The organism is Nonomuraea sp. NPDC050691 (genome assembly GCF_040654455.1).
In the GTDB taxonomy this organism is placed as follows: domain Bacteria; phylum Actinomycetota; class Actinomycetes; order Streptosporangiales; family Streptosporangiaceae; genus Nonomuraea.
This window is the reverse complement of record NZ_JBFAIA010000021.1, coordinates 47,064-70,621: the sequence shown is the minus strand read 5'-3', so window position 1 is coordinate 70,621 and position 23,558 is coordinate 47,064. Positions and strand designations below refer to the sequence as shown.

Genomic DNA, 23,558 nt, shown 5'->3' with positions numbered 1-23,558 from the left:
CCACCGTGATGACGGGTCTCGTCCCTCTGCCGGTCGTCATGCCGCTGCTCGGGGCGGCGGTGACGCTGATGCTGGCCGGGCGTCCGCGCGCGCAGCGGGCCGTCAGCCTCACCGTGCTCGGCGCGACGCTGCTGGTCGCCGCCGTGCTGCTGGTCGGGTCGTCGCTGGGCGGACCGCTGGTCGTCGGAGTGGGGGGATGGGCGGCGCCGCTGGGCATCGTCCTGGTCGCCGACCAGCTCGCCGCGCTCATGCTGGTCGTCTCCGCCGCCGTCACCCTCGCCGTGCTGGTGTACTCCATCGGCCAGGGCCTGGCCGACGGCGACGAGGAGACGCCCCTGTCGGTCTACCACCCGACCTACCTCGTGCTCACCGCCGGCGTGGCCAACGCGTTCCTGGCCGGGGACCTGTTCAACCTCTACGTCGGCTTCGAGATCCTGCTCGTGGCCAGCTATGTGCTGCTCACCCTGGGCGGCACGGAGAACCGCATCCGCGCCGGCACGACCTACGTCGTGGTCAGCCTGCTGTCCTCGATGATCTTCCTGACCGCCCTGGGGCTCGTCTACGCGGCCACCGGCACCCTCAACCTCGCGCAACTCGCCGGCCGGCTCGACGCCCTGCCGGACCACCTGAGCCTGATGCTGCAGGGCACGCTGCTGCTCGCCTTCGGGATCAAAGCGGCGGCCTTCCCGCTGTCGGCCTGGCTGCCCGACAGCTACCCCACCGCCCCGGCGCCGGTGACCGCGGTCTTCGCCGGCCTGCTGACCAAGGTCGGCGTGTATGCCATCATCCGCACCGAGACCCTGCTGTTCCCCGGCGGGCGCGCGGCCGACCTGCTGCTGGTGGCGGCATTGCTGACCATGCTGGTCGGCATCCTCGGCGCGATCGCGCAGTCCGACATCAAACGACTGCTCTCCTTCACCCTGGTCAGCCACATCGGCTACATGCTGTTCGGAATCGGGCTCACCACCGTCGTCGGCCTGTCCGCCGCGATCTTCTACGTGGTGCACCACATCGTGATCCAGACGACGCTCTTTCTCGTCGCCGGCCTGGTCGAACGTCGCGGGGGCAGCACCTCCCTGGACCGGCTCGGCGGCCTGGCCCGGCTCTCGCCGCTGCTCGGGGTGCTGTTCTTCGTCCCCGCGCTCAACCTCGCCGGCATCCCGCCGTTCTCCGGCTTCCTCGGCAAGACCGGCCTCCTGCAGGCGGGGATCGAGCAGGACCGCCCGCTGGCCTGGGCCTTGGTCGCCGGCGGGTTGCTGACCAGCCTGCTCACCCTCTACGCCATCGCCCGGGTGTGGAACCTGGCCTTCTGGCGCGCCCCGCACACCGGCATGCCCGACCGCGCGCAGCAGGCCGGCCAGGTACGGGAGAGCGCTCAGCGTCCGGGCGTGATGCTGCCCCGGCTGATGGTCGCCTCCACCGCCGCCCTGGTGATCTGCGGCGTGGGACTCACCGCGGTCGCCGGGCCGCTGTTCGACCTGAGCGGCACGACCGCCGCCCACCTGCTCGACCGCACCCCGTACGTGCGGGCGGTCTACCCGGACGGTGCGCCATGAGCCCCCGCCTCACCCCGCCGGGCGACGCCGCCCCGGCACCGCTGACCCGGCGTGACCGGCGCAGGAACCGGCTGATCGCCCTCACCCTCCTCGTCACCGTGTGGGTTCTGCTGTGGGGCTCCTTCACCTGGGCCAACGTCATCAGCGGCCTGGCCGTGGCCGCCGTCGTCCTCGCCGCGTTCCCGCTGCCGCCGGTGACCTTCGCCGGCCGCGTCCACCCGCTGGGCATGCTGCGCTTCGCCCAGCGCTTCCTGCTCGACCTGGTGGTCTCCAGCCTTCAGGTCGCCACGCTCGCGTTCCGGATCGGGCACACTCCGCGCAACGCGATCATCGCCGTACCGCTGAAAGTGCGTTCCGACCTCAACCTCACCCTCACCGCTGAAGCCCTGTGCCTGGTCCCCGGGAGCATCGTCATCGACGTCGACCGCGCCACCGGCACGCTGTACGTCCACGTTCTCGGAGTGCGCACCCGCGCCGAGGCCGAGCGGTTCCGTCGAAGCGTCTGGCACCTGGAAGCGCGGATCATCGCCGCGATCGGCTCGGACGCCGAAAGACACCTCGTCTCCGCCGGTCTTCAGTCACCCGCCGATCCGGAAGGTCCACGCGCATGACCATCGTCGCCGTGACGGTCACCGTCCTGCTCGCCGTCGCGGGCATGCTCGCCCTCGTCCGCGTCATCCGTGGCCCGTCCGTGCTCGACCGGATGGTGGCCACGGAGGTGCTGCTGGCCGTCATCATCGCGGCCATCGCCACCGACTCCGCCTACAGCCGCGACGCCACCGCGCTTCCCGTACTCGTGGTGCTGTCCATCCTCGGCTTCACCGGTTCGGTCAGCGTCGCCCGCTTCGCCACCCGGAGCCGCCGCAATGAGCCTTGACACGATCCTCGACACCGCCGCCGCGGCGTCTCTCGTGAGCGGCGCCTTGCTCAGCCTCGCCGCCGGGGTCGCCCTGATCCGATTTCCCGACCTGCTGTCGCGCATGCACGCGGCCACCAAACCCCAGGTACTCGGTCTGCTGCTGGTACTGCTCGGCTGCGCACTGCGGCTACGCGCCGGCGTGGACATCACCACGTTGGTGCTGATCGGCGCGTTCCAACTGGCCACCGCACCCGTCGCGGCGCACATGGTCGGCCGCGCCGCGCACCGGGACCGGCAGCTACGCCCCGACCTGCTCGTCGTCGACGAACTCCCCACCCACGCCGACCGGATCGAGGACCGGTGACCGCGGCAAGGTGCGGCCGTCGGAGTGGACGGCCATCACCTCCCGGCGCTCAACCGCGGATCGGTGACACCGCCCGGGCAGGAGAGCCGTGCGATGTCCCAGCCGGCGCGCCGGGCCCCGGCCTGGTAGGCGCTGTCGTAGAAGGCGAGGACGGCGACGCGCGGGTCGGGCTCGGCCCGGGCGTCGGCGTGGCGCAGCACGGCCAGGTGGCCGCCTCGTTGCGTGATCCACCGTGCGTCCTCGGGCTTGAGGGGTTCGCTGTCGAGCCCGTCGGGCTCGGGAGCGGTGTAGGAGTAGAAGGCCGGCTCGGGAAAGGCGTCGTCACCGAACCAGAAACCAGAGCTGATCACCTCGTGGGAGTAGGCTTCCCGCGTCACAGGGTCGGCCTCGGACGGCTGCTCGACCAGGCGGCCGGAGAAGCGGGTGCAGGCGATGTCGAAGGTGTGCCAGAAGTGGTGCACCGGGCTGACCTTGCCCGAGTAGTCCGCCGCGAACTCCTCCAGCAGCAGGTTCACCTGGCTGAGGACCTGCCAGTAGCGGGTGACCGCGAGAGGGTCGTAGGCGGCGTGCTCGGTGTCGTCAGCGAACGGCCGGTTGGAGTCGGGCAGGTCGAACGGCCGCGGTACGGTCATGTCCACCCGCACGTCCAGGGCCGCCAGGGCTCCCATGGTGCCGTGGTAGAAGGACGCCACCGACTGGCCGTGGAGCGCGAGCGAGACCGCCCTGCCGTCCACCGTGGTGACGACCAGCCGGTGGCTGACGAAGTCGAAGTCGATCGTGAAGATCGGGTTGCCGTCGGACTGTCCCATCGGACGGGTGGTGATGCCCCGCCCGGTGACATGGAACGGTACGTTCCACCAGTGGTTGCGCCGGACCGCCGAGGCGAGCCGGATCTTGCCCACTACCTGGCAGAACCGGTGCAACGTTGCTTTGGTGTCCCGCCACTCGGCCAGTGGCGGGACGGCGAGCAGCTCCATGACATCACCGTTCCCTCCCATCTCCGGCGCTACCCGCACGAGGGCGGGAACTCGACTCGGGAGGCCGGCCGCACGATGAGCATGGGGGACTTCCTCGTCGCCGTGCAGGTTCTCGGCATGCTCGTCGCCACCGTGGGGCCGGCGGGGGCTGGGCGCCGGCGACGGAACGGCCCGAATAGCGCACCGCCCGAATTGTCCGACGGGAATGCGCGGACAGTGAGGGGTGACCAGGAGGAATCACAACCGATGGAGGAACGGCGGACCGACCCGTCAGCTGGCACCGGCGTGTCAGGCCGATGATCCGGCGCGCGTTATCCGTGGCCCTGGGAATTGTCATCGTGGCATTTGTCGCCGCGCCGCCGGCCGCTGCGCTGGCGCTGCCCATGCCGAAGGATTTCGTGTCGTACCTCGACCTCGAGTGCTTCAAGACCGACCCGTACCAGCCGCCGGCCGTCGGGCTGACGCTGCGGCACCTCAACCCGGTGCTCGACGGCCTGCCGATCGAGCAGGTCACCCTGGGCGCGCGTGAGCAGTTGTGCGTACCGGTCGCCAAGAACAACGTGATCCCGCCGCCCGGGGTGCTGGACTTCGTCAGGTTCGTCGACCTGGCCGGCCACCGGGTCGTCACCCCGGCGCCCGGCAGGGCGCTGGTGCTCAGCCATCTCAACCCGGTGCTGCAGGACCTGCCGCGTACGGAGGTCGTGGTGGGCCGGGCGGAGCAGCTGTGCGTGCCGGTGGCGAAGAACGGCCTGGCGCCGCCCGCGGAGGTGATGCAACTGGTGCGGCACATCGACCTGCTGTGCTACGGGATCACTCCGAACACGCCGATGAACCGGGCGCTCAACCTCAGGCAGCTGAACCCGGTGCTGACCAACCAGATTCCCCCCGCGACGGTGCGGGTGACCGATGCCCGTCAGCTGTGCGTGCCGATGCACAAGGGCGGAGACGTCATTCCGCCGGAAGTGCTGCGGGTGGTGCGCTGGGTGGACCTGGAGAAGTTCGACGTGGTCGCTCCGGCGATCGCGCCGGTGACGCTGAGCCTGCGGCATCTGAACCCGGTGCTGGGGTCGTTGCCGCTGGAGCGGGCGACGCTCACGGGTGCGGCGCAGCTGGGTGTGCCGGTGGCGAAGAACGGTCAGGTGCCGCCGGGGTGAGCGTGCTGCCGGTGGCGTAGGTTCCGGCCGGGCGTTCAGCGGGGCCCGGCCGGTCATGCGGTGCCGGTCAGCGGCCCCGACAGCCGCTGACGTCGCCTCGCATCCGCGGGCCGCACAGCTCCGGCGCCGGCCTGCTCCGCGCGATCACGCTCCTTGACCATGGCGCTGTGCGGTTCTGCATGCTGGGTGCGGTACGGGTCAGCCGCCGCGGCAGCGCAGTCGAATGGCAGTCCGTAAGGCGCGCGACCTGCTGACCTGGCTGGCGTGCCAGCGCGGCCGCCCCGTCGCCCGCGAAGCGGCGATGGAGATCCTTTGGCCGGGCGAGGACCCCGCGTCCTGCTCCAACCGGCTTTCGGTCGCTCTGTCCACCGTGCGCTCGGTCCTGGATCCGCACCGGAAGTTCGGCCCTGGGGACCTTGTCGCGGCTGAAGCTCGCTACACCGGGGATGTCTGCGAGGACTCTCCTTATGCCGAGTGGCTGGAGCCTCTGCGTGAAGAGGCCCGCGCCGTACACCAGGCCCTGCTTCGAGAACTGGCCTCACGCGCGGAGGAGGCCGATGACCCCGACAGAGCGGTCCGCTACCTGCTTCGACTGCTCGAACGGGATGCCTACGACGAGGCGGCCCACCTGGACCTGGTTCGAACATTGACCGGGGCTCGCCGCCATGGTGAGGCTCGTAGACGCTACCGGCTCTATGCCGAGGCGATGAGGGAGCTCGATGTGGAACCGGCCCCGCTCAGCCGCACACAACGACTCGGCACCCCTTGACACAAGAAAATTGCAACGACAAATCCTAGGCAGCAATGAGCTCCAACAGAGCAGTTGTTCGGGGCTAATAGGGTGGAGTCGGGGCTGCTGATGACGTCCGGCCTGCGACTGTCTGCGTTCCTTCAGGTGCGGTTCGGTGAACGCTGCGGGACACCCTGACCACCGCCGCTCCGGCGCGTGGGCTCTGAACTGGGAGAACAGGAAACATGACGGTAGAGGCTTCGCTGGTCGACGCGGCGGCCGTGGAAGCGGCGGCGCAGCGTCTGGCCGGCGTGGTGACGACGACGCCGCTGGAGCGCAATCCGCGGTTGTCCGAATCGCGGGGCGCGGACGTATGGCTCAAGCGCGAGGACATGCAGACCGTGCGCTCCTACAAGGTCCGCGGCGCCTACAACCTGATCGCGCAGCTGGATGACGACGCGCGCACGGCGGGCGTGGTGGCCGCCAGCGCGGGCAACCACGCCCAGGGCGTCGCCTACGCCTGTGCGGCGCTGGGCGTCCACGGCCGGGTCTTCCTGCCGCGCACCACTCCCCGGCAGAAGCGGGACCGGATCGCGGCTCTGGGCGGCTCGGCGATCGAGATCGTGCTGGGAGGCGACACCTATGACGAGGCGTCCGCCGCCGCCGCTGCGGACGTGGCCCGCACAGGCGCGACCTTGGTCCCGGCCTTCGACGACCCGCGGACCATCGCCGGCCAGGGCACCGTCGTCCACGAGGCCGTGACCCAGCTGGGCCATGCCCCTGACGTGGTGATCGTCCCCGTCGGCGGAGGAGGTCTGCTGGCCGGCACACTGGCGTGGCTGGGCAAGCACCACCCACAGACGCGGATCATCGGGGTGGAGCCGGCCGGAGCCGCGTGCATGGCGGCGGCCCTGCTCGCCGGCCGCCCGGTCACCCTGCCCGAGATCGACACCTTCGTCGACGGCGCCGCCGTGCGCCGCGCCGGCGACGTGACCGTGCCGATCGTGGCCGCCGCGGAGGTGGAGATGGTCGCCGTGCCCGAAGGCCGGGTGTGCAGCGAGATGCTGGCGCTCTACCAATCCGACGGGATCATCGCCGAACCGGCCGGGGCGCTGGCAACGGCCGCCCTCGGCTGTCCCGAGACGCTCGACATCCCGGCCGGCGCGAGCGTGGTGTGCGTGCTGTCCGGGGGCAACAACGACGTCAGCCGGTACGCCGAGATCGTCGAACGCTCCCTCGTCCACGAGGGGCGCAAGCACTACTTCCTCGTGGAGTTCCCGCAGGAGCCCGGCGCACTGCGCCGCTTCCTCGACGAGGTCCTCGGCCCCAACGACGACATCACCTTGTTCGAGTACATCAAACGCAGCAACCGCGAGACCGGGCCCGCGCTGGTCGGCATCGAGCTGGCCAGCCCCGCCGACCTGCCCGGCCTGCTGGCCCGCATGGACGAGGCACCGCCGCGGATCGAGCGCATCGACAGCGGCAGCCCGCTGTTCAGGTTCCTTCTCTGATCCTCTGATCGCGAGACCGGTGTCCGTCGGCCCGCCCACGGTGGTGTCCGTGTCCTCGGCTCCGCGCAGGACCAGCGGCTTGGCCAGGCCGCGGGCGCGAACTGGAGATCACGGTCAAGGCACCCGACGCGCCGCACGAATACCCGTTCAGGGCTCTGCACACGAAGACGTACGCCGACAGGCGTTGCCGGCCACGGCCGATGAGCCGATGCGGGCACGGGAGATCGTCCAGGTCATCGGCACCGGACACCCGCTCGCAGATGGAGAGCATGCGTTCACGGCTGCAGCGGCTGGTGGCTGATGGATGGCTGCGCCGGGAGGCGGACGGCCTCCATGCGATCGTGGCCACGCCGGGCCGGCAGCGCCCGGGGACGGCGAGCACCCACCAGACCGGTGGATCTGGACCCACCAGGGCGAGTTCATCGTGCTCTGAAGCCGAACGCTTTGAGGATGATCGAAATGAATCCCGGGTGCTTGCGCGCGTTGCTAGCTTCTCACGCGTTGTGTCCGGTTCATCGAAGGGATTCGAGTAAATGACCTTGTCATTCGGCCGCATGACCCGCCCCGTCGGCCTCGGGCTGGCGGTGGCGCTGGGTGCGACGCTGAGCCTCGGTATCGCCGCCACGCAAGCCTCCGCCACCGCGGCCGGGTCCGCCACCGGCGTCGCCGAGCAGCGGGTGAAGGTATATGAGCTGATGACCAAGGACGGTGGGTTCTTCTACACCGCCAGCGAGACGGAGAGGCAGAACGCGATCGCCAAGCACGGCTGGTCCATGACGCAGACCCCGCTCTCCTACATTTCCCGCACCCCCTTCCCCGGCGGCAGACCGCTGTTCAGGCTCCGCTGGGAGAAGAAGGCGTCCTACATCGTCACGGGCTCCATCGCGGAACGCGAGAAGCTCGTGACTTCGGGCGACTTCCGGTATGAGGGGATTCTCGGCTATGCGCCGGGGTCGGCCGCCGCCGGGGGCGAGGTGAAGGTGTTCCGCTTGTCGAACAACAACAAGTGGCGCCTCGCGATCGAGTCGCACACCCAGAAGATCTTGGCTGATGAGCCGGGGTGGAAGCTCGACGGCCCCCTCCTGTTCCAGTTCGGTCAGGCGCGCTGATCAAGAAGTGGGCCCACAGCAAGACCACGTCAATGGAGAAGGACATGAGCAAACCGATCGAGCCGTTCCAGATCGACATTCCGCAGTCCGACCTCGACGACCTGATCTCCCGGCTCACCCATACCCGCTGGCCGGACCAGATGCGCGGCGTCGATCGGCGCCAAGGCATCCCACTGGACCGGGTCAAGGACCTGGCCACGTACTGGCGCACCGCATACGACTGGCGGGCCGCCGAGGAAAGGTTGAACCGGTTCCCGCAGTTCACCACCGAAATCGACGGCCAGCGCATCCACTTCCTGCACGTGAGGTCCAGCCGGCAGGACGCGCTCCCGCTGCTGATCACACACGGCTACCCGAGCTCGTTCGTCGAGTTCGAAAAGCTGATACCAGACCTGCTGGAGCGCGGTTTCCACGTCGTGATCCCGTCCCTGCCGGGGTTCGGCTTCTCCACGCCGGTCCGGGAGCCCGGCTGGGCGATGGCCCGAACCGCGCGCGCCTGGGTGGAACTGATGGCCACGCTCGGCTACGAGCACTACGGCGTGCACGGCGGTGACGTGGGTTCCGCCATCTCGGGCACGGTCGGCGGGCTGGACAGCGAGCATGTAGCCGGTGTCCACATCGTCACCGACCCGTACACCGCAGCGGCCAGCGCGACCTTCGTACCGTGGCTGGCAGACAAGCTGGATCCGCAGGATGCGATCGACAAGCTGGCCCTGCAGCGGATGGAGGACTTCCGCCGAAACGATTCGGGCTACCTGGCGATCCAAAATACTCGCCCGCAAACCATGGGGTACGGTCTGACCGACTCTCCGGCCATGCAGCTCGCCTGGATCGCGGAGAGCTTCGACAGCTGGACGAGCCTGCCGATCGACACCGATCAGCTGCTCACCAACATCAGCTTGTACTGGTTCACGGGCACGGGCGTGTCTGCGGCCCGGTTCCTGTACGAGCAGGCCCACTCACAAGACTGGGGCGCCCCGCCTTCGGTGCCGCAGGGATATTCGGTGTTCGGTGCGGACGCGACGGTGCGGCGCCTGATCGACCCTGCCGAGGGCACACACTGGGTGGAGCACGACCGCGGCCGGCACTTCCCGGCGATGGAGGCGCCCGAGCAGCTGGCCGAGGACCTGTCCGCCTTCTTCGAAGGTCTGCGGTGACGCAGATGCTGAGCCGGCGTGGCCTGAACCGGGCCACGCTGGCGCGCCAGTTCCTGCTGGAGCGTGTTGAGCTGCCGGCGCTGGAGGCGATCGAGCATCTGGCGGGGATGCAGTCGCAGGCTCCGCTCGCGCCGTATGTCGGCCTGTGGACGCGGCTGGTGGGGTTCCAAACGGCCGAGTTGTCCGCGCTGACCGTGGAGCGGGCCGCCGTACGCGCGCAGTTGATGCGCAACACCGTGCACCTGGTCAGCGCCCGCGACTGCCTCGGCTGGTACCGACTGTTCGAGTCGGTGCACTCAAGGGATTTCGCCGCCCACTTCGGTGGCCGTCTCAATGGAGTGGATCAGGCGGAGTTGCTGGGGCACGCCCGAACCCTCTTGGAGGAGAAGCCGCGTACTCGCGCCGAGCTGGGGGAGGCCCTCGCGAAACGCTGGCCCGACATTGATCCGAAGGTGCTGGCGTATGCGGCCACACACCATCTGGCGGTGGTCCAGGTCCCGCCACGCGGCCTGTGGGGCCGGTCGAGTCGGGCGGAGTGGAGCACGATCGAGACCTTTCTCGGTCGATGTCCGAATCCCGAATCGCAAGCCGAGGATCTGGTGCGCCGCTATCTGAACGGATATGGTCCCGCGAGCGTCGCCGACGTGCAGCGCTGGTCCGGGCTGAGCCGGCTGCGTGAGATCGTCGAGCGGCTCGACCTCGTCCGGTTCCGCGACGAGGAAGGACGTGAACTGTTCGACCTACCCGACGCACCGAGGCCTGACCCGGACACCCCCGCGCCGCCCCGCTTCCTGCCCGAGTACGACAACCTGCTGCTGTCGCACGCGGACCGGTCACGGGTGATCACGGGCAAGCGCCGAGTACCGTTGCCTCCGGGCAACGGCGCCAGGACCGGCACCCTGCTGGTGGACGGCATGTGGCGTGGTGTCTGGAGCTTGCGTGCCGGCAGAATCCACGTCGAGCCGTTCACGCCGCTGTCGTCGGCTGAGCGCGACGCCGTAGAGCCCGAGGCCGAGATGCTGCGCAGATTCCTCGACATCCGGCCTGGGTGAAGGGGGGCCGAGACACCGGCCGTCGCCAGGCGCGATCCTGATGATCGGCCCCGCCCGTCCACCGGCTCGAGCCCCATGACGACGGACAGAGCCGAGCCGAGCAGCTACCGCACGCCCCACTCCCCCAGCCTGTTCATGCCAGGAGATCGAGGAGGGCCTGCCCCCGATCCGTCAGGCACAACCGGACCTGCCTGCCGCGCTTCTCACGCGTGAGCAGCCCGGCGTCCTCGAGCTGCCGGCAGTGGTACGTGACCGTCCCGGGTGCGCAACTCAGGCGGGTGGCGACATCCCCCATGGTCGGCCGGCGCGCACACTGCCGGAGGATCTCGGCCCGCACCTCGCCGACGACGGCGTTCAACGCGTCGCTCGGGCCGTGGAGCGGCTGCTCCCGATCCCAGAGCGCGCGGACCGGATACCCGATCCACACGGGATCGGGCTCCTTGAGACCGAGCGCCGAAGCGTTCGTACCCGACACCATGGGCACCAGGACCAGACGCCGCTCCCCGAGGTCATGGTCACCGAGCTTCCCGCTGACATAGTGGAGATCCGTTCCGGACATGCGCCAGTGCGCGTTCAGGTCGGACAACACGACCTCCATGGTCCCGGTGACCGCCGCGATCCCGACGCGCTCGACCTCTTTGTCCCGCCTGAGCCGCGAACGCCGCCAGATCGGCTCGTGAACCCTCCACAGCGCCTCGTACGCCTGCGCGAAGGCCGTGGCGTACCGGTCCGGGCTGTACCAGACCGGCTCCCACCTGCGCGGCATCCCGCCCTCGCGGCGGAAGGCGTCCACGATCTCGTCCCGCAAGGCCTCGCGCGGCAGATCGCGGATCCGTTCCAACTGCCGGTCCACCCCCTCGTCAGCAAGGAGCTGGGTAGGCGCCAGGCCGTCGGGCACGTACGAGATCCCCGGGACGAACAGCGGACGCAGCAACCGCGCCGCGCTCTCGGGCACCGCCACGCGAAGCCGTGCGCGCATCTTCGGTGGCACCCCCTGGGGCCGTCCACCGAGGACGTCGCACAGCAAGGAGAAAAGCGTCGCACCGGGATGAGGCATCGCGGAAACCCGCAGCCGATCCAGCTTCCCCAGGCGTACCCGCGACCCCGACATGATGCTCCCCCTGGCAGGCACCACCGGCACCGAGGCCACAAACCTTATCAACCCTGGACATGGTTATGCGGTTGCAGGAACCCGCCTGCGTTCCAGCAACCAGCCCGGGAAGTACGAGCCCCGACGCAGCGCACCGAACGCGTCCCGCATGCAGATCCCCTGCTGAGACGGAGGCCGCCTACGGGTTCGGCGCCTGGTCCAAGCTGGTCTATCCGCGTGACCCGCCGGTCAACCCGGTGTCCAGGGAAAGCGTGAACAACAAGAGGCTGATGGCGATGCCGGCGGGCGAGCTCAAGAAGTGGCGCGCGGCCGACGACGCCTGCTTCGCCGAGGCGGCCGGGAAGCACCTGGGTCTCACCGTCACCTCGCAGCGGGGCGACTACCTCACCCAGCTCAACGCGGCACTGGACAAATCCGTGGCCACTCTCGACAAGGACGAGCGGCTCGCGCAGCTCGGCAAGCGGTTCGGCGCGTGCCTGGGCATCAGCGACACCAGGCCTTCGGCCCTGGCCGGACGCGGTCGGTCGGCGTTCACGAAGCAGGCCACGCAGGTCGCCAAGAAACTGCGCAAGCGCCCGCTGCCGAAGGTGCCCGAGGGCCGCACCCCGGCCCTGATGCCGCCGCTGAAGCCGGAGCAGGCCAAGCCGTACCTGGAGAAGGAGATCAAGGCGGCGCTGAAGGACCTGGAATGCGGCAAGTCCTTCTACGCCGCCTAGCGCACCGAACGTGCAGTCGCCGCCGTGCAGCCAGGACGGGGTCGGCAGTTGGAGCGTCTGGCAAGTGCGGCGAATGCCCTGGCCGAGGGAGATGGCCGCACCCTCGACTCGGCCCCCGGGGCAGTGCGGCGCCGCCCTCGGGCGGAGCGCCGTGCCCGGGCCGGGGGCCCGCACCTGTCGCCGGGCCAGTCGGTGACGTACCGGCACGTCGTCGGCCGTCTGCGGACCGTTCAGTTCTGCTGATCACACCTCGCCGTGGACCCCGCTTCACGCAGATCGAAGCGGGGTCCTCCGTGTTCACGAGCCGGTGGAGCGTTCGTGGGCGATGCGCTCGCGCACCTGATCCCACGCGACGGGCAATTGGTCGGCGGGCAGCGTCCAGAAGACGAATGTGGACTCTTTCATCACGGCACGCTGGCGCCGCATGGTCGACTTGTGCGGTTCGGCGGCGGAGTAGGCGTACACGGCGGCTTTGTCGTTCCAGGCGGAGACAGTCCAGAAGGTGCGCTTGAGCAGCTCGGCCTTCAAGGAGACCCCCAGCGCGCCAGGCGCTTGCCGGGCCTGGCGGAGCAGCCTCAACGAGGCCACGAGGAATCCCGGCACCTGACGCAACGACCTGACCTCCAGCCGCGAAGCCATGATCAACGTTTCAGGGTGGGCGGGGACGCCGACACGGGTCCAGGGCACGGTGGGCATCAGGAACCTTTCGAAAATGAGAGACAGAGCGGGTCACGCGGTTCTGACCTGGCGACGCCGGGCGCCAGGGGCGATGCCGTACTCCCGCTTGAACGCCTTGGCGAAGGCGAACTCCGTGCTGTACCCCGTCTGCGCGGCGACGGTGGTCAGCGGGATGTCGGAGTCCCGCAGGAGTCTGGCGGCCAGTGTCATGCGCCAGCGGGTCAGGTAGGCCATGGGCGGCTCGCCGACCAGGGCGGCGAACCTCTTGGCGAAGGCGGCACAGGACAGGCCGGACCGTACGGCCAGCGACTCGACCGTCCATGCCGCCGAGGGAGTGTCGTGGATCGCGGTCAGTGCGGCACGACCGCGGAGTCACACAGCGCGGCCGACCAGCCTCGGGCGGACGCGGGCTGCTCTTCCAGCCAGGCGCGCAGGATGTACGGTTTGCCCTGGACCTGGCCGGACTCCAGCACCTCGTACGCCTTGCCCGCCTCTTCCAGCGGGAAGGTCTGCTCGACATACGGGCGCAGCCGGCCGGCCTCGACCAGCTCGGTGATGGCCTCCAGCGCCGCGTAGTCGGGCTCGCCGAGCCCCCGGGCGAAGCGCCGGCCGGCCGCCTCCACCTTCGCGGCCAACTCAGCGTTGGCGTGATCCATGATGCTGACGAGCACGCCGCCGGGCTTGAGGACGGCCAGCGAGCGCTCACCCTGCGAGTTGGAGTCGAAGACGACGTCGACCATGTCCTCCAGGTCGCCGAGGACCTCGGTGAAGTCGACGGCCCGGTAGTCGATCGCCTCGTCGGCGCCGAGGGACCGGACGAACTCGTGCTTGCCGGCACTGGCCAGCGCGATCACGTACGCGCCCCTGGCCTTGGCGATCTGCACGGCCAGGTGGCCGACCCCGCCCGCGGCCCGGTGGATCAGCACCCGGTCATCCTGGCCGACCCCGGCCGCGTCCACGAGGCCCTGCCAGGCGTGAGTCCAGCCAGTGGCAGTGCCGCGGCGTGGACGTGGTCGATACCGGCGGGCTTGCGGGCGACCTGGCGCGAGGGCGTGGCGACGTAGTCGGCGTAGCCGGTCGCGACCCTCGGGAAGAACGGCATGCCGTACACCTCCTCGCCCACCTTGTACCTGGCGCCGGGGGCCGCCTCCACCACGACGCCGGAGATGTCCCAGCCGACGCCGAACGGCGGCTCGCCGAGCAAGGGGTAGGCGCCCGAGCGCACGGCGGCGTCCACCGGGTTCAACCCGCTGGCCCGCACTTGGATCACCACTCCGCCGGACATCGGTGCGGGCCGCTCGACCTCGACGACCTGCAGCACCTCGGGACCGCCGAAGGCGGTCTGGATCACAGCACGCATGGGAGCACTCCTGATCATGGGGTTGGTGCGATCCACGGTAGGCAGCCCTGCAGGTCCGCGGAATGCCCGCCCGTCTTCGGCACATGTCCCAACGTCTTCCGACAGGCTGATACGTTGAGCGACGCCTGCCGCTCATGCCCGGAGATCTCCCCATACAGCGCAGCAGGCCCCGGCCAAGCTGCGGCCCGGCTACGCCAAGTTCCCCAGAGACTCTTCCGTACGTCACCCGAAATGCCAGAGTGACTCACGACAAGGCGCCGACCAGCCAGGACGAGCTGGTCGGCGCTCGCTCATGAACAGGGGATGCCGTTGAACGACATGGAAGAGCACTATTGGGACATCGCCGCCTACTTCTCCGAAACCCTGTGCATCACCTGGTGCGAGGGACTCACCCTCGACGAGGTGGCCGTTGTCCTCGGCAGCGGCCCGGACACCGGCCTGCGATACGACCTGGTCGAGGCGGAGAACGCCGGCTACGAAGCGCGAGAGGAGGCCGGCGGCGTCGCCTGCAGCGCGATCGCCGGGCAGCTCGGCTCCTGGCTGGTCGTCGTGGAGCCCGATTACGGCGACACCGGCTCCGATCATGAAACCCTCCGTGCGCTGTCCACGAAAGGCAAGGCCCTCAACGTCTACTCAGGCGTCAACAGCCACAGCCTCGACTACTACATGAATTCGCGGCCGCTGACCATTCTCCAATTCATGGAGTGGGGAGAGGAGCCTTTCTACCGGCAGGGCGAGCAGCCGCACCTGCTGGACGATCTCATCGGAGACTTCTCCGGCAAGCGGGCCACGGACTTCCGGGCGTTCGCGCTGGCGCTGGCCGAGCGGATGACGGGCGTCCGCCTGACCCACGACTGGCTGTTCGGCAAACCCTGCCGATCCGCGCAGATCGCGATCTCGGACGGCCGTACCAGCTAGCCGGACGCCTTCTGGCTGGTGTCGATCGCGCGCTGGTAGCGCTGCGTCAGTGTGCGCAGCGCGCCCACGAGCTCCGGCGAGTCCACGATCGTGAAGTCCGCGTCCAGCATGCCCAGATAGAGGGCGAGCATCTCCGGATGGTCCGAGCCCGGCTCGAACGCACACTAATCCTCACCCAGGGACTGCACCTCCACCGGGATCGGCAGCCGACCCCGCACGTACGAGGCGGGCGCGTGCACGATCACCCGCGCCCGGTATCGCCAGGTCGCCTCGCCGACGCCGCGTGCCAGGTACGCCAGGCGTCCCGGTCCACGTCCCAGGCCACCAGGTACCAGCGCCGCCGGTCGTTCACCAGGCGGTACGGCTCCACCGAGCGCCGGCTGGCCGTGCCGGAATGCGCCCGGTAGTCGAACCGGAGCCGCTCATGGTCCCGGCACGCACTCGCGATCATGGTCAGCACGTCGGGATCCACCTGCGAGCCGCGCGACGGCATCGGCAGCGCGTACGACTGGAATGCGCTCACCCGGTGGCGCAGCCGCGAGGGAAGCACCTGCTGCAGCTTTGCCAGCGCACGCATCGAGGTCTCTTCGATCCCCGCGATCGAGCCGCTCGCGGCGGTACGCAAGCCGATCGCGACCGCCACCGCCTCATCGTCATCCAGCAGCAGCGGCGGCAGGGCACCGTCCGAGCCGACCGGTACCCGCCGGCCACACCCGGCCGCGCATCGACCGGATAGCCGAGCGCGCGCAACCGGCCGATGTCGTTGCGGATGGTACGGGTGGTGACGCTGAGCCTGGTCGCGAGCTCGGTACTGGTCCAGTCGCGCCGGGCCTGCAACAGGGACAGCAGGCGCAGCAGCCGCGCCGAAGTTTCCAGCATTCTTCGATCCTGACGACAATCCAGGAACGAGCCTTTCCGTTGATGTTCCTAGTCTTCTCCGCGTGAGCACAAGAGCTCTCATGCAGCGCCCGGCCGTACCAGCCCCGTTGACGAGGAGAAGCACGGTGAGCGACAGCATCCAGCCCTTCCGCATCGAGATCCCCCAGCCCGACGTCGACTACCTGCGTGACCGGCTCGCCAACGCCCGCTGGCCCGGCGAACTGACCGGCGCGGAGTGGACTCGCGGCGTGCCGCTGGGCTATCTGAAGGATCTCGCCGAGTACTGGCGCACTCAGTACGACTGGCGCGCCCAAGAGGCGCAGCTCAACCGGTACCCACAGTTCACCACCGAGATCGACGGCCAGCGCATCCACTTCCTGCACATCAAGTCCGACCGGCCCGATGCCAAGCCGCTGCTGATCACCCACGGCTACCCGAGCTCCGTCGCCGAGTTCCTGCACCTGATCGAGCCGCTGGTCGACCCTGCCGAGGGCCAGGCCTTCCATGTCGTCGCGCCGTCGCTGCCCGGCTATGCCTTCTCGACCCCGCTGAGCGCGACCGGCTGGGCGATGGGTCGCACCGCACGCGCCTGGGTCGAGCTGATGGGCCGCCTCGGCTACGAACGGTACGGCGTTCACGGCGGCGACGTCGGCGCCGGCGTGTCCGGCATGGTCGCCGGTCTCGACGGCGACCATGTCATCGGCGTACACGTCGTGACCGATCCGCTGACCGCCGCGAACGTCGCCACCTTCATCCCAGGGATGGCCGACCGACTCGACGCGAACGACCCGGTCGACAAGCTGATCCTGAGCCGGATGGACGCGTTCAGCAAGGAAGGTTCCGGCTACCTGGCGATCCAGAACAGCCGGCCGCAGACCATCGGCTACGGCCTGGTCGACTCACCGCTGCTGCAGCTCGCCTGGATCGCCGAGAAGGTCCACGAGTGGACCGACCTGCCGGTCGACCGCGACCAGCTTCTCACCACGGTCAGCCTGTACTGGTTCACCGGCTCCGGCGCCACCGCCGCGCACACGCTGTACGAGCAGGCGCACTCGTCCGACTGGGGCGCGCCGCCCGCCGTACCGCAGGGCTTCGCGGTCTTCGGCGCGGACGAGACGGTGCGCAAGCTGGTCCCCGCGCCGGCTGACGCGCACTGGAGTGAGTTCCAGCGCGGCAAGCACTTCCCTGCGATGGAGGCCCCGGCCCTGCTGGCGGCGGACCTGCAGGCCTTCTTCGGGCCACTGCGGTGACCGATGTGGTGAGCCGGCGTTGCCTCAACCAGGCCACGCTGGCTGGCCAGTACCTTCTGGAGCGCGCGCCGGCACGGGCGATCGACGCGACCGAGCACCTGGGCGGGATGCAGTCCCAGGCGCTGACCGAGCAGCGTCAGGTGGTACGGCTGCACCTGATGCGCAACACCGTGCATCTCGTCAGCGCGACTGCCTGGGCTGGAGGTCAGAGCGACGCCCCACTCCTTGAACAGCTGGCCCAGGGTGGAGGTCGCACCCCGCTTGTCGGTCTCGATGTGGATCGCACCGCGAGTGTCATGGGTGTGCGGCGTGGACATGTTCCCGCTCTTCGGGTCCACCCCGATACCGGCCGCCACGGGGACCGGCTTCCCATTGACGAGGACGTCGAGGCCGGAGCGGGCCACGGAGGCGACCCGCCATCCGGAGGGCTCGGCGCGGCAACCGTGCCGGCCACCACGGAGCGACCTGGGGCGGCTGCCTGCGCGTCCGACACGAGGCCGTAGACGCATCCCACCAGGACGAGAGCCGCGGCGGCGGCCACCAACTCGGGGTCCAAACAGTGACGCCGCCGCCGCGGTGGCTGATGCGGTGAGCGCACCCATGTCAGGCTGCGCCGAACCTGGTCGGCGTGCGTCACGCTCATCAGACGCCACCCCAAGGTGTGCCCCGGTGCGCCCTCGTTACACCTAAGCAACTTAGGCGAATCGAGGAAGCTCACTGAGTCGGTGGCTCGATGGCGAGTGCGGTGAGCAGGTGATGACGGCCACGTAGGTGAGCCCGTTCGTGAGCGCGCACCGCCGCCAGCCGCCGGTCCGCAATCAGGAGGCATGCCGCGACTCCTGGCTTCCCCCACGGCCGCAGGCAACGCTTCGAGGCTGTGCCAACGACCCGTCCAGCACGACAAAGCGTCTGACCAGGTCCGACAGAGGTCCGACCGGTCGTAACGGCGGCGTTCACCCTCCACGCGGGCCGGGGACAGGACCCCTATCGACTCCCAGTGCCTGAGTACGTGCGCGGCCACGCCGAACGACTGCAGGCCTTCCGCGGGGGGTTCGTCGACCAATGAGACGTGCCTGCCCACGCGAACGTGCCCCATCGGATGCCCGCGATCTTCACCCAGGCCATCAATGGCAGTCGGCCACGGTCACTGCCCGATCATCGGCTGTCTTCACAGACTCTGAATGATCAGGCAGTGGGCCATCTCATGCGACCTGTCATAAGTACAGTGCTATCCCATCCTTAGTCGATCTTTTCTCTTCTGCGCACGCTCCCGTAGTACTCGTCAAGCATCGTACGGAGCTCCGGACGGTCGGTGAGCTGGATCGACTGGATGACGTGGGCCACTTCGGGGCCGGTGAAGGCGCCTTTCTTGCCCTGGCAGATGCGGTTGGTCAGCTCGAAGAGGATGTTCTTGGCCAGGGCGTCCGGGGTTCCGTTCGAGGCACAGTCGAAGGAGACGGTGACCGTGGTCGCGGTGGGCGTCGACTCGAAGGTCAGGTCCTGGGTGTCGTCGGGCGTTGCCGGCCGCGGGTGCGTCCCGGGATCGTCCTTGGTGCGTTGCTCCGGGGCGCGGTTGAGTCCGCCTCTCGGCTCGGGGCCGAGCCTGAGGACGAGGTAGGTGTTCACCACGCTCATCAGGGTTTCGAGCTGGGCGAAGAGCTCTCTCAGCAAAGCGGTGAGCAGGCCGGGGTCTGAAGGCAACTGCAGCACCCGCAGCTCCTCGGTGGCGATCTTGGCGATCCGACCGTTCGCGGCCATGCCGATCAGATCCCAGACGCGGACCCAGGCACGGAGCACCCGCGAGCTCATCAGCGCGTGCACCTGCCCCAGCGAGTCGCCGGCGCCCTCCCGCAGCGCCTTGACCTCACCGGCGTTGAGCTGGCCCGGCATCCCGCCGATCAGGTTGATGACCACCTGCTCGTAGTTGGCCGCGTTGAGGAGAGCCAGCTTCGGCGGCAGCAAGTAGTGGGCGTGGGCTTCGCGGTAGGCGAAGTCGACAGTCGGCTTCGCCTCGAGCGTGTGCGAACCCTCGTGCACGAGTGTGGAGGCGGCCTTCACGTCGGACACGAGGTGCGGGCGGAACTCGGAGCTCAGGTCGATGCACGCGTCCGCGCCGCTGCCCCGCGCGAGCGCCCCCATCGAGCTGGGCAGCGCCGGGTTGTAGAGCATCCCTTTGCTCTTGTCGTCCGAGCGGGCATGGATGGCCTGCAGTTGCCGGAGGATCTCCCTGAACCGAGGGACGGCCGCCGCGGCCTCGTCCCCGAAGCAAGTGTGCACACTCGCCATCGCCCCCGGGGAATCCGTCTCGATCGGGACGACCACCCGCTCCTCGACCAGCTTCAGCAACCGGCTGATCCACGGGCTCCCCGCCACCGGGGGGAAATCCTCCGCGGACTGCTGCGCCTGGGGGGCTGCGGGGGCGAGAAGCTGGTTGAGATCAGTGACGAACTGCGGCAGCTCTGCCGCCCTGCGGCGCGCTGCATCGTCCTTGGTTTCCTGCCGACGGACGAAGCCGAGCTCGCTCCACTGGACGACGAGCCGCTGGTAGGCGTCGCCACGCGTGGCCTGCTTCGCGAGGGCAGCCTCGATCAGCCGGCAGTAGGAGGCGTAGACATTGTCTTCGTTCGCCGCGATCTGCTCTAGCAGCGCGCGAGTGGGGTAGGGGATCATGCCACCGTTGTAAACCCCCGGGATCGGTTCCTGATTGCCGATCGCTTGCAGACGGCGACAGATCAGGAGTGAGTGGTCGGCGGAGGAACGTGCACAACCAGGTGCGAATCAGCATTGACGCGCCGGTCGACGACGGAGCCTGATGGGCGTGGGGTGCTAGATGAAGACCCGCCAGATAGTTGTCGGGGAGAACCGATCCCAGTCGGTGAGCCGCGGATTGCCGATCACGCCGATCCCACGGACAGGTCGATCCCCGGGTGAGGGATCACCAGGAGTGGCCCGATGGCGAGCACCGCGATCACCGTGCTCTGCGCCAGCACGTTGCCCACGTTGAGCACGGTGAGGAACGCGGGCGCCTCGATGGTCATGTCACCGCTCCGGGCGGGTCGTCGTGAGTGGCCGGCGACGTCGTTCACACATGGCCGGACGGGATGTCCGGGCACGCGTCCGGGCTCCCTGCGGACAGGGATTCGCCGGGGGCGACGTCCACCCGCTTCCCCGACTCGTACGAGCGGATCACGGCGTGCGCGAGCGCGAGCGCGCGACGACCGGCGCGGGCGTGGACGGGCGGCGGATGCCCGGCGCGCAGGGCGACGAGCACCTCGTCGACGTGCCGGTCGAAGGTGGCGTGGAAGCCCCGGTCTGTGTCGTTGAAGTAGCCGGCCTGCCACACCCGGCTCGTCTCGTCCCCTGCCGGCGTGTAGGTGTAGCGGCGGACGGTGTCCTCGACGAGGATCCGGCCACCGGTGCCGTTGATCTCCAACAGGTGGGTTCCCGGATAGGTGTACGACGAGTCGTAGGTGCCGAGGAGCGTTCCCACCGCCCCGCTCGCGAACCGCGCGGCGATCGCCATCGTCGTGTACGGCGGCCCGCCGGTCATCTCGGCCGTCACGGACGCGATAGGGCCGCACAGGTGCTCGACCATGTCGAAGCCGTGGCACTGGGTCTCGATGAGGTTGGCGTGGGGGTGCCGGCTGGTGCCGGCCTCTCCGCCGAATCGCCAGGTCGCGAAGACCAGCCGGCCCAGCTCGCCACGCTCGATGGCGGCCGCCGCCAGCCGTACGGGACGGGCGTAGCGGTGATTGAAGTTGATGGCGAAGAACAGCCCGCGGGCCTCGGCCTCGGCGATCAGGACGTCCGCCTCCTCCATCGAGAAGACCAGCGGCTTCTCGACCAGCAGCGGGATCCCTGTCTCGATCAGGAGCCGGGTAGTGGCGAAATGGTCCTCGTTCGGCAGGCACACGGAGATCAGGTCGGGCTGCTCCCGGGCGATCATCTCCTGGACGTCGAGATAGGGGCGCACGCCGAACCGGCGGGCGCGCTCGGCGGTGCGCTGCTCGGTCCGCCCCACGATGGCGCACAACGTGGCGTCCTCGCGGCCGGAGAAGACACGTGCGTGGTGGAAGCCCCACCAGTCGCCGGTACCGACCACCGCGACCCTGGTCCGATTGCCGTTCACTGTCGTCTCCTCCTTGCCAGGGCCGCCTGGACGAGCACGACCAGGACGAGGAAGGTGCCGCTGACCACCTGCTGGTAGGCGGAGCTGAGCGTGCCCACCTGGTTGATCAGGTTCTGGATCACCTTGAGCAGCAGCACGCCCGCAAGGGTCCCGCCGAGCGTTCCGGCGCCGCCGGTGAGCAGCGTGCCGCCGATCACGACGGCCGCGATGGCCTCCAGCTCCCTGCCCTCGCCGAGGGTGGGCAGCCCAGAGGCGGTCTGCGCGGCGATGAGGACTCCCGCGAGGCCGGCCAGCAGCGAGCTCAGTACGTAGACCCGGACTCGGATGCGCGCCACCGGGAGCCCCATGAGCTCGGCGGCGTGCCCGTCCCCATTCCCGGCGGCGAAGACCCGCAGGCCGAACCGGGTGCGGTTGAGCACCACGCCGGCCGCTGCGAAGGCCGTGAGGGCGATCAGCACCGGGACCCCGACGCCGAGGACATTGGCCTGTCCGATCCGGGTGAGGGCCAGGTCGGCCGGGATGATGTAGACCCGGTTGCCCTCCTGCGAGACCGCGAAGGCCAGCCCTCGGGCGAACAGCAGGGTCGCGAGGGTGACGACGAACGGCGCGAGGCGGGCCCGCCCGACCAGCACCCCGTTCACCAGGCCGATCAGACCGCAGACCGCCAGGGGCAGCAGGACCGCGCCCGCCGTCCCCCAGCGGGAGCCGTACGCCGCCAGGACACCCGACAACGCGAGAACCGATCCGACGGAGAGATCGATACCGCCGGCGAGGATCACGAACGTCATGCCTGTCGCGACCAGCAGCAGGTAGGAGGCGTCCAGCGCGATGGCGCCGAGGTTCCCCGGCCCGGTGAAGCTCGAGCCGAAGGTCAGCGTCCCGAGGAGCACCACGAGGGCGAGCACCAGGGCGGCCCCGTGCCTCCGGGCGAGTGACGCCAGCCGCGTCCGCCCGGTGCCGGCGGCCGGAGAGAAGGGGGCGGCACGTTCCGCCTGTCCGGTCGTCACGTCCCGCTCCTGTCCCGCTGCGCGTACACGGCGGCCACGATGATCGCCGCCTGGATCATCCGGGCGGTCGAGTCGTGCAGGTCGTGCTGGATGACCGTGGCGATGATGAGCTGCATCAGCAACGCGCCCATCAGCGTGCCGAGGATCCGGACGCGGCCTCCGGCAAGAGGCGTGCCCCCTACGACCACGGCGGTGATGGCGCTCAGCTCGATCAGCAGCCCGGTGAACGAGGGGTCGCTCGCGCCCTGCCGCCCGGTCGTGAGCACTCCGGCCATCGCCGCGAGCACCCCGCTGATCACATAGACCGTGACCAGCGTCCGCCTCACGGGCAGGCCGGCCAGGAGCGCCGCGGGCCGGTTGCCGCCCACGGCCAGCAGCCTGCGGCCGAACGCCGCGCGGCGCAGGACGAACCCGGCGGCGGCGGCCACCGTCAGGGCCGCCAGCACGGGCAGGGGGACCCCCAGCACCTGCCCGCCGCCGATGGCGGTCAGCGTGGGATCGAAGATCTCGACGAGCCTGCCGTCCGCGACCACGAGTGCCGTCCCCCGTCCGGCGACGAGCAGCCCGAGGGTGGCGACGATCGGCTGGATGCCGTAGGCGACCAGCCCGCCGTTCACGAGTCCCACGGCGCCGCCGGCGAACACCGCGACGGCGATGGCGGGCCAGATCCCGTAGCCGAGGTAGAGCGGCAGCAACGCCGCCGCGATGGCCATCGTGGAGCCGACCGACAGGTCGATGCCTCCAGTGCCGATCACCAGTGCCATGCCGAGGGCGACGATGGCCACCGGGGCCACCTGGACGAGCTGGAGCCGGAGGTTCGCCACCGTGGCGAAGTTCGGCGTGAACACCAGGTTGAACGACAGCAGGAGGCCGAGGGCGAGGTAGACCCCGTAATCGGACAGCCAGGTCACCCGTCCCGCCACGCGGGTGCGGCCTTCGGGAACGGAAACCGCCTGCACCGCGCCGCTGGCGACCGCGGGGCTGCCGGCGGGCACATGGTGTCCGGGGGATGCAGAGCTGTCGGCAGGCGTGGGGGTCGAG

General features: G+C 69.6%; 26 protein-coding genes and 2 pseudogenes. 14 read left to right on the top strand and 14 right to left on the bottom strand.

Going from position 1 to position 23,558, the window contains the following annotated elements; genetic code table 11:
• Positions 1–8: 8 nt before the first annotated feature.
• Genes AB0H81_RS12265 through mnhG form a run of 4 tightly spaced genes read left to right on the top strand, consistent with a single transcriptional unit; the run spans position 9 to position 2,779 of the window.
• On the top strand, positions 9–1,556 hold the full coding sequence (locus tag AB0H81_RS12265) for a Na+/H+ antiporter subunit D (protein ID WP_358372961.1): 1,548 nt from the start codon (positions 9–11) through the stop codon (positions 1,554–1,556).
• Complete coding sequence (locus AB0H81_RS12260) at positions 1,553–2,167, top strand: Na+/H+ antiporter subunit E (protein ID WP_358372930.1); 615 nt, start codon at positions 1,553–1,555, stop codon at positions 2,165–2,167. Before AB0H81_RS12265 ends, AB0H81_RS12260 begins: the two co-directional genes overlap by 4 nt.
• Positions 2,164–2,433 (top strand): monovalent cation/H+ antiporter complex subunit F, encoded by a 270-nt coding sequence (locus AB0H81_RS12255; RefSeq protein WP_358372927.1) that lies wholly within the window; start codon positions 2,164–2,166, stop codon positions 2,431–2,433. Before AB0H81_RS12260 ends, AB0H81_RS12255 begins: the two co-directional genes overlap by 4 nt.
• Positions 2,423–2,779 (top strand): monovalent cation/H(+) antiporter subunit G, encoded by a 357-nt coding sequence (gene mnhG / locus AB0H81_RS12250; RefSeq protein WP_358372925.1) that lies wholly within the window; start codon positions 2,423–2,425, stop codon positions 2,777–2,779. Before AB0H81_RS12255 ends, mnhG begins: the two co-directional genes overlap by 11 nt.
• Positions 2,780–2,814: 35 nt before the next feature.
• On the opposite strand, the gene AB0H81_RS12245 is transcribed toward mnhG, so the two are convergent.
• The gene (locus AB0H81_RS12245; protein WP_358372922.1) at positions 2,815–3,756 is read right to left on the bottom strand and encodes a DUF5996 family protein; all 942 of its coding nucleotides are present in this window, start codon (positions 3,754–3,756) and stop codon (positions 2,815–2,817) included.
• 296 nt (positions 3,757–4,052) lie between these two features.
• Between AB0H81_RS12245 and AB0H81_RS12240 the strand changes: the two genes are divergently transcribed.
• The 6 genes from AB0H81_RS12240 (at position 4,053) to AB0H81_RS12215 (ending at position 10,469) form a co-directional block, all read left to right on the top strand.
• Complete coding sequence (locus AB0H81_RS12240; protein ID WP_358372919.1) at positions 4,053–4,910, top strand: hypothetical protein; 858 nt, start codon at positions 4,053–4,055, stop codon at positions 4,908–4,910.
• Between the two features lie 223 nt (positions 4,911–5,133).
• A complete protein-coding gene (locus AB0H81_RS12235) occupies positions 5,134–5,679 on the top strand; it encodes a BTAD domain-containing putative transcriptional regulator (RefSeq protein ID WP_358372917.1) in 546 nt (181 codons plus the stop codon).
• 206 nt (positions 5,680–5,885) lie between these two features.
• On the top strand, positions 5,886–7,151 hold the full coding sequence (ilvA, locus tag AB0H81_RS12230; protein ID WP_358372914.1) for a threonine ammonia-lyase IlvA: 1,266 nt from the start codon (positions 5,886–5,888) through the stop codon (positions 7,149–7,151).
• 554 nt (positions 7,152–7,705) lie between these two features.
• Positions 7,706–8,260 carry a hypothetical protein gene (locus tag AB0H81_RS12225; protein ID WP_358372912.1) on the top strand — a complete coding sequence of 185 codons (555 nt, stop codon included), beginning with the start codon at positions 7,706–7,708 and terminating at the stop codon, positions 8,258–8,260.
• A 44-nt stretch (positions 8,261–8,304) separates the two neighbouring features.
• Positions 8,305–9,417: an epoxide hydrolase gene (locus AB0H81_RS12220; protein ID WP_358372909.1), complete on the top strand. Its 1,113-nt coding sequence runs from the start codon at positions 8,305–8,307 to the stop codon at positions 9,415–9,417.
• A 5-nt stretch (positions 9,418–9,422) separates the two neighbouring features.
• On the top strand, positions 9,423–10,469 hold the full coding sequence (locus tag AB0H81_RS12215) for a winged helix DNA-binding domain-containing protein (RefSeq protein WP_358372959.1): 1,047 nt from the start codon (positions 9,423–9,425) through the stop codon (positions 10,467–10,469).
• 133 nt (positions 10,470–10,602) lie between these two features.
• Here AB0H81_RS12215 and AB0H81_RS12210 read toward each other — a convergent pair whose 3' ends face one another.
• On the bottom strand, positions 10,603–11,448 hold the full coding sequence (locus AB0H81_RS12210) for a winged helix-turn-helix domain-containing protein (protein WP_358372907.1): 846 nt from the start codon (positions 11,446–11,448) through the stop codon (positions 10,603–10,605).
• A gap of 383 nt (positions 11,449–11,831) precedes the next feature.
• Between AB0H81_RS12210 and AB0H81_RS12205 the strand changes: the two genes are divergently transcribed.
• The gene (locus AB0H81_RS12205; RefSeq protein ID WP_358372905.1) at positions 11,832–12,296 is read left to right on the top strand and encodes a hypothetical protein; all 465 of its coding nucleotides are present in this window, start codon (positions 11,832–11,834) and stop codon (positions 12,294–12,296) included.
• Positions 12,297–12,593: 297 nt separating this feature from the next.
• Here the strand turns inward: AB0H81_RS12205 and AB0H81_RS12200 are convergent, their stop codons facing one another.
• The 4 genes from AB0H81_RS12200 to AB0H81_RS12185 all read right to left on the bottom strand — a co-directional run bounded on the left by AB0H81_RS12200 (position 12,594) and on the right by AB0H81_RS12185 (position 14,334).
• Positions 12,594–12,992 carry a DUF3291 domain-containing protein gene (locus tag AB0H81_RS12200; protein ID WP_358372902.1) on the bottom strand — a complete coding sequence of 133 codons (399 nt, stop codon included), beginning with the start codon at positions 12,990–12,992 and terminating at the stop codon, positions 12,594–12,596.
• A gap of 33 nt (positions 12,993–13,025) precedes the next feature.
• Positions 13,026–13,226 carry a helix-turn-helix transcriptional regulator gene (locus AB0H81_RS12195; RefSeq protein WP_358372956.1) on the bottom strand — a complete coding sequence of 67 codons (201 nt, stop codon included), beginning with the start codon at positions 13,224–13,226 and terminating at the stop codon, positions 13,026–13,028.
• Positions 13,227–13,324: 98 nt separating this feature from the next.
• Positions 13,325–13,900, bottom strand: coding sequence for a zinc-binding dehydrogenase (locus AB0H81_RS12190; protein WP_358372899.1), 576 nt, complete (start codon positions 13,898–13,900; stop codon positions 13,325–13,327).
• A complete protein-coding gene (locus tag AB0H81_RS12185) occupies positions 13,894–14,334 on the bottom strand; it encodes an alcohol dehydrogenase catalytic domain-containing protein (protein WP_358372896.1) in 441 nt (146 codons plus the stop codon). The genes AB0H81_RS12190 and AB0H81_RS12185 overlap by 7 nt, the downstream gene beginning before the upstream one ends.
• A gap of 318 nt (positions 14,335–14,652) precedes the next feature.
• On the opposite strand from AB0H81_RS12185, the gene AB0H81_RS12180 reads away from it, so the two are divergent.
• On the top strand, positions 14,653–15,252 hold the full coding sequence (locus AB0H81_RS12180) for a DUF6461 domain-containing protein (protein ID WP_358372893.1): 600 nt from the start codon (positions 14,653–14,655) through the stop codon (positions 15,250–15,252).
• Here the strand turns inward: AB0H81_RS12180 and AB0H81_RS12175 are convergent.
• Both AB0H81_RS12175 and AB0H81_RS12170 read right to left on the bottom strand, forming a co-directional pair.
• Positions 15,249–15,383: a hypothetical protein gene (locus AB0H81_RS12175; RefSeq protein ID WP_358372891.1), complete on the bottom strand. Its 135-nt coding sequence runs from the start codon at positions 15,381–15,383 to the stop codon at positions 15,249–15,251. The two genes, AB0H81_RS12180 and AB0H81_RS12175, sit on opposite strands and share 4 nt — an antisense overlap.
• A 155-nt stretch (positions 15,384–15,538) precedes the next feature.
• A pseudogene (locus AB0H81_RS12170) lies at positions 15,539–16,131 on the bottom strand (WYL domain-containing protein); the annotation flags it as partial.
• 125 nt (positions 16,132–16,256) lie between these two features.
• On the opposite strand from AB0H81_RS12170, the gene AB0H81_RS12165 reads away from it, so the two are divergent.
• Positions 16,257–17,381: an epoxide hydrolase family protein gene (locus AB0H81_RS12165; RefSeq protein ID WP_358372888.1), complete on the top strand. Its 1,125-nt coding sequence runs from the start codon at positions 16,257–16,259 to the stop codon at positions 17,379–17,381.
• A complete protein-coding gene (locus AB0H81_RS12160; protein WP_358372964.1) occupies positions 17,378–17,884 on the top strand; it encodes a hypothetical protein in 507 nt (168 codons plus the stop codon). Before AB0H81_RS12165 ends, AB0H81_RS12160 begins: the two co-directional genes overlap by 4 nt.
• A gap of 434 nt (positions 17,885–18,318) precedes the next feature.
• Here AB0H81_RS12160 and AB0H81_RS12155 read toward each other — a convergent pair.
• From AB0H81_RS12155 to AB0H81_RS12130, 6 genes and pseudogenes are all read right to left on the bottom strand, one after another.
• A pseudogene (locus tag AB0H81_RS12155) lies at positions 18,319–18,477 on the bottom strand (MerR family transcriptional regulator); the annotation flags it as partial.
• Positions 18,478–18,620: 143 nt separating this feature from the next.
• Entirely contained in the window at positions 18,621–20,051 is a 1,431-nt protein-coding gene (locus AB0H81_RS12150; RefSeq protein WP_358372885.1) for a hypothetical protein, read from the bottom strand.
• Between the two features lie 224 nt (positions 20,052–20,275).
• Positions 20,276–20,419 (bottom strand): hypothetical protein, encoded by a 144-nt coding sequence (locus AB0H81_RS12145; protein WP_358372882.1) that lies wholly within the window; start codon positions 20,417–20,419, stop codon positions 20,276–20,278.
• A 44-nt stretch (positions 20,420–20,463) separates the two neighbouring features.
• A complete protein-coding gene (locus tag AB0H81_RS12140) occupies positions 20,464–21,510 on the bottom strand; it encodes a Gfo/Idh/MocA family oxidoreductase (protein WP_358372880.1) in 1,047 nt (348 codons plus the stop codon).
• Positions 21,507–22,517, bottom strand: coding sequence for an ABC transporter permease (locus AB0H81_RS12135; RefSeq protein WP_358372877.1), 1,011 nt, complete (start codon positions 22,515–22,517; stop codon positions 21,507–21,509). Before AB0H81_RS12135 ends, AB0H81_RS12140 begins: the two co-directional genes overlap by 4 nt.
• Positions 22,514–23,512, bottom strand: coding sequence for an ABC transporter permease (locus AB0H81_RS12130; protein WP_358372874.1), 999 nt, complete (start codon positions 23,510–23,512; stop codon positions 22,514–22,516). The genes AB0H81_RS12135 and AB0H81_RS12130 overlap by 4 nt, the downstream gene beginning before the upstream one ends.
• Positions 23,513–23,558 lie beyond the last annotated feature (46 nt).

Excerpts from the sequence above, each read along its gene's own strand:
- AB0H81_RS12185 (WP_358372896.1), bottom strand. The coding sequence starts at position 14,334 with ATGCGTGCTGTGATCCAGACCGCCTTCGGCGGTCCCGAGGTGCTGCAG.
- ilvA (WP_358372914.1), top strand. The coding sequence starts at position 5,886 with ATGACGGTAGAGGCTTCGCTGGTCGACGCGGCGGCCGTGGAAGCGGCG.
- AB0H81_RS12235 (WP_358372917.1), top strand. The coding sequence starts at position 5,134 with ATGGCAGTCCGTAAGGCGCGCGACCTGCTGACCTGGCTGGCGTGCCAG.
- AB0H81_RS12255 (WP_358372927.1), top strand. The coding sequence starts at position 2,164 with ATGACCATCGTCGCCGTGACGGTCACCGTCCTGCTCGCCGTCGCGGGC.
- AB0H81_RS12265 (WP_358372961.1), top strand. The coding sequence starts at position 9 with ATGACGGGTCTCGTCCCTCTGCCGGTCGTCATGCCGCTGCTCGGGGCG.
- AB0H81_RS12260 (WP_358372930.1), top strand. The coding sequence starts at position 1,553 with ATGAGCCCCCGCCTCACCCCGCCGGGCGACGCCGCCCCGGCACCGCTG.
- AB0H81_RS12200 (WP_358372902.1), bottom strand. The coding sequence starts at position 12,992 with ATGCCCACCGTGCCCTGGACCCGTGTCGGCGTCCCCGCCCACCCTGAA.
- AB0H81_RS12180 (WP_358372893.1), top strand. The coding sequence starts at position 14,653 with ATGGAAGAGCACTATTGGGACATCGCCGCCTACTTCTCCGAAACCCTG.
- AB0H81_RS12210 (WP_358372907.1), bottom strand. The coding sequence starts at position 11,448 with ATGCGCGCACGGCTTCGCGTGGCGGTGCCCGAGAGCGCGGCGCGGTTG.
- AB0H81_RS12150 (WP_358372885.1), bottom strand. The coding sequence starts at position 20,051 with ATGATCCCCTACCCCACTCGCGCGCTGCTAGAGCAGATCGCGGCGAAC.
- AB0H81_RS12145 (WP_358372882.1), bottom strand. The coding sequence starts at position 20,419 with ATGACCATCGAGGCGCCCGCGTTCCTCACCGTGCTCAACGTGGGCAAC.
- mnhG (WP_358372925.1), top strand. The coding sequence starts at position 2,423 with ATGAGCCTTGACACGATCCTCGACACCGCCGCCGCGGCGTCTCTCGTG.
- AB0H81_RS12220 (WP_358372909.1), top strand. The coding sequence starts at position 8,305 with ATGAGCAAACCGATCGAGCCGTTCCAGATCGACATTCCGCAGTCCGAC.
- AB0H81_RS12175 (WP_358372891.1), bottom strand. The coding sequence starts at position 15,383 with ATGCTCGCCCTCTATCTGGGCATGCTGGACGCGGACTTCACGATCGTG.
- AB0H81_RS12215 (WP_358372959.1), top strand. The coding sequence starts at position 9,423 with ATGCTGAGCCGGCGTGGCCTGAACCGGGCCACGCTGGCGCGCCAGTTC.
- AB0H81_RS12240 (WP_358372919.1), top strand. The coding sequence starts at position 4,053 with ATGATCCGGCGCGCGTTATCCGTGGCCCTGGGAATTGTCATCGTGGCA.
- AB0H81_RS12245 (WP_358372922.1), bottom strand. The coding sequence starts at position 3,756 with ATGGAGCTGCTCGCCGTCCCGCCACTGGCCGAGTGGCGGGACACCAAA.
- AB0H81_RS12225 (WP_358372912.1), top strand. The coding sequence starts at position 7,706 with ATGACCCGCCCCGTCGGCCTCGGGCTGGCGGTGGCGCTGGGTGCGACG.